Annotated in this window: 8 protein-coding genes; all 8 read left to right on the plus strand. The window is 36.9% G+C overall.

Annotation, left to right across the window (positions count from 1 at the left end):
* Nucleotides 1–17 precede the first annotated feature (17 nt).
* The 8 genes from essC to WD019_RS08240 all read left to right on the plus strand — a co-directional run bounded on the left by essC (nt 18) and on the right by WD019_RS08240 (nt 9,092).
* The gene (essC, locus tag WD019_RS08205; RefSeq protein ID WP_425711183.1) at nt 18–4,520 is read left to right on the plus strand and encodes a type VII secretion protein EssC; all 4,503 of its coding nucleotides are present in this window, start codon (nt 18–20) and stop codon (nt 4,518–4,520) included.
* A gap of 308 nt (nt 4,521–4,828) precedes the next feature.
* Nucleotides 4,829–5,617, plus strand: coding sequence for a DUF3952 domain-containing protein (locus WD019_RS08210; protein WP_425711184.1), 789 nt, complete (start codon nt 4,829–4,831; stop codon nt 5,615–5,617).
* A 13-nt stretch (nt 5,618–5,630) separates the two neighbouring features.
* A complete protein-coding gene (locus WD019_RS08215) occupies nt 5,631–7,103 on the plus strand; it encodes a lipase family protein (protein ID WP_425711185.1) in 1,473 nt (490 codons plus the stop codon).
* Between the two features lie 35 nt (nt 7,104–7,138).
* Nucleotides 7,139–7,399 carry a hypothetical protein gene (locus WD019_RS08220; RefSeq protein WP_425711186.1) on the plus strand — a complete coding sequence of 87 codons (261 nt, stop codon included), beginning with the start codon at nt 7,139–7,141 and terminating at the stop codon, nt 7,397–7,399.
* Nucleotides 7,396–7,734: a DUF4176 domain-containing protein gene (locus WD019_RS08225; RefSeq protein WP_425711187.1), complete on the plus strand. Its 339-nt coding sequence runs from the start codon at nt 7,396–7,398 to the stop codon at nt 7,732–7,734. Before WD019_RS08220 ends, WD019_RS08225 begins: the two co-directional genes overlap by 4 nt.
* Before the next feature lie 26 nt (nt 7,735–7,760).
* Complete coding sequence (locus WD019_RS08230) at nt 7,761–8,060, plus strand: hypothetical protein (protein ID WP_026677566.1); 300 nt, start codon at nt 7,761–7,763, stop codon at nt 8,058–8,060.
* 39 nt (nt 8,061–8,099) lie between these two features.
* The gene (locus WD019_RS08235) at nt 8,100–8,450 is read left to right on the plus strand and encodes a hypothetical protein (protein ID WP_425711188.1); all 351 of its coding nucleotides are present in this window, start codon (nt 8,100–8,102) and stop codon (nt 8,448–8,450) included.
* 168 nt (nt 8,451–8,618) lie between these two features.
* On the plus strand, nt 8,619–9,092 hold the full coding sequence (locus WD019_RS08240; protein ID WP_425711189.1) for a hypothetical protein: 474 nt from the start codon (nt 8,619–8,621) through the stop codon (nt 9,090–9,092).
* Nucleotides 9,093–9,643: the final 551 nt, after the last annotated feature.

Genomic DNA, 9,643 nt, shown 5'->3' on the forward strand with positions numbered 1-9,643 from the left:
TGGAAAGGAAGAGAAAGATGGCACAACGATTATTACTTATTAGTGATGGAATTCAATTGCACAAATGCCATTTAAATACAAATGAACAACAAAAAATCACGATTGGAAACGATTGGTCACATACGTTAACCTTTCCAAAACTCGATCAACCATTAGATATCGAATGGGACGGGGAAATGTGCAAAATCGGCAATCACTCGTTACTTCTTAATAAAAGTTTAACAGTCCACCATTCCAATTGTGTCCTGAAATTTCATTTAATGGAGTTCGATAAGTGGTTAGTCTATGACACGTCACCACATCATCGTATTTCCTTTGGAACAAACGAATACGATGATGTGAAAGTGAGAAATACAAAAGTGGACATGGCGTTAACCCGCCAGGAACTCGGACAGGCTTTCCGGCTCGAAGCATACAACGGGGAAGTTTACCACAATTGTATTCGACTGGAGGAAGATGTAATACTTCAACCCGGAGATCAGGTTTTTTTTGACGGAGTTTTGATTCAAGTCGGAAAGAATGAAATCCGCGTTCTTCCATCGGATACGTTTGTTTCCACAAAGTTAATGCGAATTTATGATGATTGCGAGCGGTTTAACGCCGAATATCCAGATTATCATCGTTCACCCCGTATTATTTATCGGGAACCGACGGAAAAACGAAGAATTGCCAAACCATCAAGCGAACCAAGAAAACCAAGCGAGCAGCTGGCGCGTGTCATTGTCCCTCCACTCGTCATGGTAGCCGTTATGATTTTAATTTCCTTTTTTCGACCGAGCGGCATTTATATTATCGCGATGCTCTCGATGACGATCGTAACGGTCATTTTTTCCATTACCACTTATATTAAGAGTTTAAAGCAGTATCGAAAGGACATTAAAGAACGAGATGAAAGCTACCGGGAGTATTTAAAACAAAAAACAAAAGAATTGTATGAAGCGAGTGAACAACAGCGTCATGCTCTGAATTATCACTATCCAACGGTGAAGCAGATTCGGGATATGGCCGTGAATGTAGATTCGCGAATTTACGAAAAAACGATGTTTCATCATGATTTCCTGATGTATCGCGTTGGGTTAGGCTGGGCTGATTCAAGCTTTGAGATTGAATTTTCTGTGGAAGAATTTACACAGGAAAAAGACGAATTGGTCGAAGCCGCCCGAGAATTGAGATCGCAATATGCCGGGCTAAAGGATGTCCCGGTTGTCACTTCATTAACGAACGGTCCTGTCGGATATATCGGAGAACGCCGGCATGTCATTGAACAATTACAGCTATTGGTCATGCAAACGGCCTTTTTTCATAGTTATTATGATTTACAGTTTATCACGATCTTCCCGGAAGAAGAAAAAGCGAACTGGGAGTGGATGCGCTGGCTTCCGCACGCAAGCTTACGGGAGATGAATGTACGGGGATTCGTTTACCATGAACGTTCCCGTGACCAGGTATTAAACACGCTATACCAAATTTTAAAAGAACGAAAACTGGCTGTGGATGAAAAAAGCAATAGTAATGAAAAACTGTATTTCTCGCCACACTTTGTCGTCCTCATTACCGACGAAAAATTGATATTGGATCATACGGTCATGGAATATTTTAATGACGATCCGAGCGAGCTCGGCGTTTCGCTCGTATTTGTCCAGGATGTAATGCAGTCACTTCCGGAACATGTTAAGACGGTCATCGATATTCGTGATGTCAAAAACGGAAATATCATCCTGGAGGAAGGAGAACTCGTCAACAGGAAATTTACGCTCGATCACTTTCCGGAAGGATTTAATAAAGAAGACGTATCACGGGCACTTGCTCCGCTCAATCACCTGCAAAACTTGAAAAACTCGATCCCCGAAAGCGTCACATTTCTTGAAATGTATGGGGTAGAGAAGGTGGAAGAGCTCGAAATCGCGGGTCGCTGGGCTAAAAATGAAACGTATAAAAGCCTTGCCGTACCGCTTGGCCTGCGTGGGAAAGAGGATATTGTCAATTTGAACTTGCATGAAAAGGCCCATGGTCCACACGGATTAATTGCCGGTACAACCGGTTCAGGTAAATCGGAAATTATTCAATCCTATATTTTATCGCTTGCCGTCAACTTCCACCCGCATGAAGTCGCCTTTCTATTAATCGACTATAAAGGAGGCGGGATGGCGAACTTGTTCAGGCAGTTGCCGCATTTGCTCGGGACGATTACGAACCTCGACGGTGCCCAATCCATGCGTGCGCTCGCCTCGATTAAAGCGGAATTGCAAAAGCGGCAGCGCTTATTCGGTGAACATCATGTCAACCACATTAATCAATATCAAAAACTATACAAACAAGGTGAAGCAAGTGAGCCGATGCCGCATTTATTCTTAATTTCGGATGAATTTGCGGAACTAAAAGCCGAACAGCCGGACTTTATGAAAGAGCTCGTTTCCACCGCCCGGATCGGCCGTTCACTCGGCATTCATCTCATTCTTGCGACACAGAAGCCGAGCGGCGTTGTTGATGATCAGATCTGGTCGAACTCAAAATTCAAGCTCGCGCTCAAAGTGCAAAATGCGAGCGACTCGAACGAAATTTTAAAAACACCGGATGCGGCGGACATCACCTTGCCGGGCCGTGCTTACTTGCAAGTTGGAAACAACGAAATTTACGAACTGTTCCAGAGCGCATGGAGCGGCGCCCAATATGTGCCTGATAAACATGATGAAACATATATGGACACGACCATCTATGCAATTAACGAACTCGGACAATACGACATCCTATCCGACGACTTAAGCGGTCTTGCCCATCAACAAGAAATTTCAAAAGTCTCAACAGAACTTGACGCGGTGATTGAGTATATTCATGAATTCGCTGAACATGAGAATATTAAACCACTCCCTCGTCCGTGGCTGCCACCGCTGAAGGAGCGGATATATGCACAAGATCTTCATCCTGTAAATTATGAAGAAACATGGAAGGACTCAAAAAAACCATTACGGGCCACAATTGGTGTGCTTGACCAACCTGAATTACAGGCACAAAATCGGTTAACCCTCGATTTCACAAAAGATGGGCATTTAGCAATATTTTCAAGTCCAGGTTTTGGAAAGTCAACATTTATTCAAACAGTAGTCATGGATTTAGCCCGACAGCACAATCCTGAACATTTACATGTCTATTTAATTGATTTAGGGACAAACGGGTTACTTCCATTGAAAAATCTACCACATGTTGCGGATATTGTTCGTATTGAGGAAACAATAAAATGCATGAAGTTGATTGAGCGGCTAAGAGTGGAAATGAAAGCAAGGAAAAGATTATTAAGTCAATATGATGTGGCCAATGCAGAAATGTACGAAAAAATAAGCGGCAATACAATGGCAAACATTGTAGTTGCCATTGATAACTATGACGCTGTCAAGGAATCTGGATTTTACAATGAATTTGAAGCATTTGTTTTACAAATTGTTCGAGAAGGTTCCAGCGTTGGCATTCATATTATTGTAAGTGCCGCTAGACAGATGAGTTTAAGAATGCAAATTGTAAGCAATATAAAACTTCAGGCTTGTTTTTATTTAATAGATAAAAGTGAAGTTACTTCAATTGTTGGTAGAACATCGCTTGAAATTGAAGAATTACCGGGCCGTGGGTTAATAAAAATTGATAACCCAACAATTTTCCAGGCTGCCTTACCAACTAACGCTGAAAATGAAATTGAGCAAATCAAGCTTTTACAACATGAAATTTCTCAAATGGATCAAGCTTGGAAAGGAAATCGACCAGAGGAAATTCCTATGATGCCTGATGTTATCGATTTACAGCTCTACCGGAAAAATAAACAATTCATTAGTGCACAACAGAAAGGCTTTCTTCCAATGGGACTTGATTATGATAATGTGCAGGTGACCGCACATAATTTTTCAATCAACAACCACTTATTAATCTATGGCAATGACAATTCTTTACTAACGGAAGTATCTCTAAGTTTATTGGCCCAGATGAGCAATGGAGACTTAGAAACAATGGGCGTTATCGATACGACAGACTATGGATTAATAGAGTATCGAAATAAGGTCAAAAGTTACGCAGTAAACGAACAAGATATATTGGAACAATTGAATAATTGGAAGTCTTTAATAAAAGATCGTCTCCAAATCTTATCAGAAGCAAAGGTAGCGGGAAAACAGAAAGATATTTCTTTTAAACGACAATTAATTTTTATTGTGGATATCGAGTCCTTTTGTAATAAAGTGTTTATAAATGATGAAGACGCAAGCTTATTAATTGATATGGCAAAAACAGTTGAATTCTATTTCATTATTTGCGGACAAGAAGACTATTTGTATCGGAACAGAGATTCACTGGCAATGAAATGTAAAAGCAAGATCACATCAGGGTTGATTAAAATGCCAGTAAATGATCAGAATGTATTTAATATCAAGTACATTAACAATGAAGCCCCATTAGCGAAAGACGAAGTATATTATTATTTAAAAGGTTCGCTCATAAAAATTAAAATGCCGTTAACAAAAGCTGAGGTATACTCATAAATAAAATTAAATCAAGGTGGGGAGGTGGGTATTCCTCCCCATAAAACTTTGAAATGAAAAATCGAATTTAAAATTATCAGGTGTTTAATAATATTGAAAAGGTGGAATATTTTAGGTGTCATAGACAATTACCCCCCATACGGAACATTTGTTCTTGGTACTAGGAAAAGATAGTACTTTTTTTCCAGATTATCTTTTGTAAAATAAAATATAAGGAAATGATGATTTAAAGAAACGTGTGGCGACAAAAGAATTACTGTTAAAAAAATCAAATTTGAAATGCCATTAACTAAAGTCGAGGTGCACATATGAAAAAGCTACTTTCAGTATTGTTATCAATCATAATCATATCGTCAGTAAGCGGATGTTCATCATCCGACAGCTCTCCATTTGAAAAGAAAGTGGATTACAAAAAAATCGCAAAAGACTTAAATGAGAAAAATATGGATTCCATTTTACATGCCGTGGATGGGTATTCGAATATTAAATTGCGTTCCTTTATTATTACTTCGCAAAAGAGGAATGACAACAGTATTATAAATAATAAAAATAAAATTGGATTCGATGGTGTATATAATACCGTTAAAAATAATGCAGTAGGAGTAGGCGGAACAAGTTCCGAAACAAGTATAAAAAAAGGAACGGGTGAGGAAAAAACTATAAAAAAGAATAGTTCTCCTAATTTTAAGGTTAGTTATTCTAACAATCAGTTTATAAATGAAAAAACGAAAAAACCATTAGATCTAATATTCATTTTTGATAAACTTCAAGGAATCGAAAAAATCAAACCAGCTAGTTATACATACGGCTTAGATGAACCGCCAGCCATAGCTTATAGTTTGAATGAAAAGCAATTTAAGGAAATTATTAATGATGAGTTGAAAATTAATTATGATTCTTTTAAAAAGGCCACTATTTTAATAAGTTTACACGAAATCAAAAATAAAATGAAAATATTTTACATTATCATTGAGATTGAATGGCAGAAGAAAAATCGTAATGGACAAGTCGTTAATTATTTTATGAATAATAGTATTTATTTAGATAGTAATAATCTTCATGCGAAAAATGAGTATCAAAAACTAAAAAATAGTTAAGGGAGGAATTCGAATGTCGAGGCCAGATGAAACATATAGTATATCCTCTGATAAAGGAAAGTTAATACTAGCGGGGGATATGATTTATAACTTTGATGATAAGAATAGTCCAAAACACATTGATAAAAGAACACTGGAAGATAATATGAATGCAAAAATCATCGACCAATACGTCGACCCAAAATCGGGATTCTCCGGATACGCATTAAAAGACAATGAAACGGGAGAAATTGTCATTGCTTATGTTGGTACACAACCTCAACAAAAGGGGAAAGGGGATATTATAGCGGATGCAGAGATTGGCGGATACAATCTTTTCGGGTTAAATTTTCTGAGTACTACACAAGCTGATCAAGCGGATTCCTTTTATCAAAAAGTAAAAGCGAATGCTAACGGGGCTAAAATATCTATAACTGGACATTCACTTGGTGGAGGACTTGCAAACACTGTGGCAATGAGAAATAAACAGGATCACATTGATGTTCTTAGTTTAAATCCTGCTCCGCTATTAAATTTAGATGTTGTTAGGTACGGTTATGGGTTTGATCAAAAAAATATTCGTAATGTAATTAATGAAAATGATCCACTGCATTTAGGTGTAAAGGATGGAGATATGGTAATACCTGGTCAAATGTATAAAATACCAAACGGTAAAGGACATTCTTATGCATTTGATGACTCCGACTTTAGCAAAGACGGAAGCCTTGTTTGGTTTGATAAACTGAAAAGTGATAATGATACCGGACTTGATTTTTTTCCAGGTTTTTTTGAATTAGTATCTTCAGCGGGTGATGTTTATAAAGGAATTACAGAAAAAAATTTTGGAACAAAAGAAGCTATAAAGTTTGCAGGGGGGATGGCTGCATTTCCAGGTCTATCAGCAAGTGTGTCGGTAATTGTTGCTGGATTAATGAATATAGCAGATATGTCAGCTTTAGGACTTGCTTTTGAAACATTAGCTTATCCGGTTGTACAGGAAACGATTCTATTTTGTGAACAATTAATTGGTTCAATTAAGACTGGGGTATCTAATGCTGTTCTATGGATAGAAGATACATTAGTTAAAATGAAAGAGAAAATTGATGCCGCTTTAGAAAAAGCGTTTGATATTGCTTTCGATGCATTCAAAGTAGGTGTATCTATTTATTTAACCGCAAGTGAAATCATGGGTATTGTTAAAGACGTTGCCTTTTCCTATTTTAAAGAGATAATGGATGTATTTAAAGGTGACTTTGATATTGATCCACATATTGAACAAATCGTGGTCGAACACCTGGTTTCCCATTATCAAACGTTAAAAACATTATTTTTACAGGATCCGACAAAAGGAATTAATAAGAACCTGGTAAATGAAATCAAAAACGATATAGATAAACTATCGAAAGAAATAGTTCAATTGAGTGATGATGTTAAATCTGCGGTACAGTCTATGGTTGAAAAAGACGAGGAATTAAAAAGTACTTTATTTGTCTCACTGGCGGGTTAGCCGAAAGTAAATAAAGTGAAAGGAGGTTTTTCATTATGGATAATCTTACATTAATGGAGAGAATTCATAGTACATTTGGACAAAGCGGGGCAACTAATGAAATCATCAGTACAATAAAAAGTTTAGAAGAGTCAGTGCACACCTTAACGGATTATATTACTAAACTTAAAAAAATTGTTGATGGACAAATGAAAGGTAAAACAAGAGACGCATTTATTGATAGAATTGAAGACTTGGAACAGAAACGAAGGAAAATTGAGGACAAAATGAAAGAATTAAGGGGGTCAGTCAATTGACAAAAAGACCGGAACTTAACGAAGTTTTGCCGTTAGGAAGTGTCGTTTCTCTATTGTCAGAGGAAAATCTTGATTATATGATCGTCAGTAGAGGAATTTTAATTGATGAAAAAACATTCAAAGATTACGGAGCCGTACTTTTACCTGTAGGGCTAACAAAAGATAGTTATAAATTATTTGACGCAACGGATATTGAACAAGTGAAATTTAGAGGGTATGTCAACCGAACAGAGGGCGAGTTTGAAGAGAAATTTAAAATTTGGAGAAATGATTTTGCCGCAAGAGTCGATGATGTAATTGAACAAAGTGAAAAAAAGGAAACTGAAGAACGATGAATGCTTTTTTTTAGAAGGTGTAAGAAATGGAAAAGACAGTGAAGGCGAAGAAAATTTCTCCTATAAGTTATATCGCTTTGTTTTTAAGTCTAATTCCTTTTCTTTTTGGAATACCCCTTTTATTAAGTATAAACATTTATTTAATTATTTTTGGTTTTTTAATTTTAGTAGCGGGATTAACATTAACGGGAATCGGATTGATGAGGAAAGATGAGAAAAAGATTCTTCTCTATATATCCTTAGCGTTAAATGCTATTAGTCTTTTCGTTTGCGCAATGACAGCTTGTGTTATTATATTCATTTTCTTGGTTCATCTTGGATCTTAATCTTTTGCCCATATTCCTTAACTTTGGAGAGTGGATCATGTGAATGAAGGGAAGTACGGATTAGCCAGTCTATTTGCTTTAATTGGAGGAAGTATTTCTATTTTAAAATCAATAGCCCTTTTGATTTTGGGTATATTTTCCTCATCTGGTGTCCTTTACATAATATCTGTCGACGAATTTTTTTGGACAATATCAGTAGTCTTTCCGCTATTATTTGGAATTGTCGGCATCATATTTGGTTTAGTAATAAAAAGAAAGGCGTCAATTGGAAAAGGTATTGCTTTGTTGTTGATTGGAGTTTTTGCCTTTGTTTTTAGCGGATTTATTACTGGAGCTCTTTATATTGCTGCCAGTATATTAACGATGCAAAAAAAGGTAAAAAGAGCATGAGGACAAATTAAAGTAACGCTTTACACCATTAGCCTTTTTCGGGATATTTCAGGTGGACGAAAGGGTCTATGTATCTATTACAAAGTTTATCTTGTAACAGACCGTAACAATTGTAATGAAACTTGGGACAATGTGTAGCAGTAAAACGTCCCGTAAGGAGGAAAATGAATGCAAAGTGAATCAATAAAGTTTTATTCGAATCGGCTCATAACAGGGTTGTTAGGTGTTTTGATGATCGGCGTGATTTATATATTTTATACGAAAATTCTAACAGATACCTATCTTTTAACAGGTATTGCGGTAGCTGTTTTCTGGGCGCTGACCATCATTGCCTTCATATTAGGAATCGCTTGTTTCATCAAAACCTTTGATCCACGACCTGTTGTAGAAATAACATCGGAAGGTATGAAAATAAGAACATTTGTATTTTTTGAAGCGTTTGTCCCATGGCATGAAATTTCAGGGATCAATCAAGAACGATTTACCAATGTCGTTGCTACTCCGGTAGCGTTTGCGCTAACAAGATCCAATTTCCTGAGGGTGTATCGACACGGAAAGCGTTCAGTTGCGATTAATTTACTGCTCTTAAACAAACGGGGAAATGAATTTTCCGACACGCTTGCTCGGCATTTGGCTTCTTAAAGATAGCTGGAAAAATTGTATATTATTTTTCGTAACAGATGGTTCTCGCACATTTGAGTACAAAACAAGCAATCGGATTGGTGTAACGGAAATGAAATACTTCTACGCGGCCGGATCAGGACAGTCGTTGGAGATTCCATAAACAGAATTGAACCTCGATGACTGATTCGGCGGTAATGTAGAAAATAAATGAAATAAGCCGTATATTCGATTGAAAAGGATAGTCGGCTATTTAAGTTGCGTTCCGAAAAGGTGCGCTTCTTTTTTATATTTTTGGCTTACGTTCAGACAGCGTTTACGGCAGCAGGAACTGCATTTATCCCAATTCCGGGTGTTGGTACAATAGTAGGAGTCGGTGGAGGATTATTAGCAAGGGGATTAAGTTAATCTTACTTATCGAATAATTGGTCCTGGGTACTAGAAAAAGATAGTACTTTTTTCCAGCTCGCCTATTGTAAAATAAAATAGAAGGAAATGATTGTTTAAAGAAACAGGTGTCAACAAAAATTATTGTTTGGTATTTCTTAAAATTGAGGGTGTACATATGGAAG

It is taken from the genome of Fictibacillus sp. Mic-4 (assembly GCF_049843615.1).
Classification (GTDB): Bacteria; Bacillota; Bacilli; order Bacillales; family Fictibacillaceae; genus Fictibacillus_A; species Fictibacillus_A gelatini.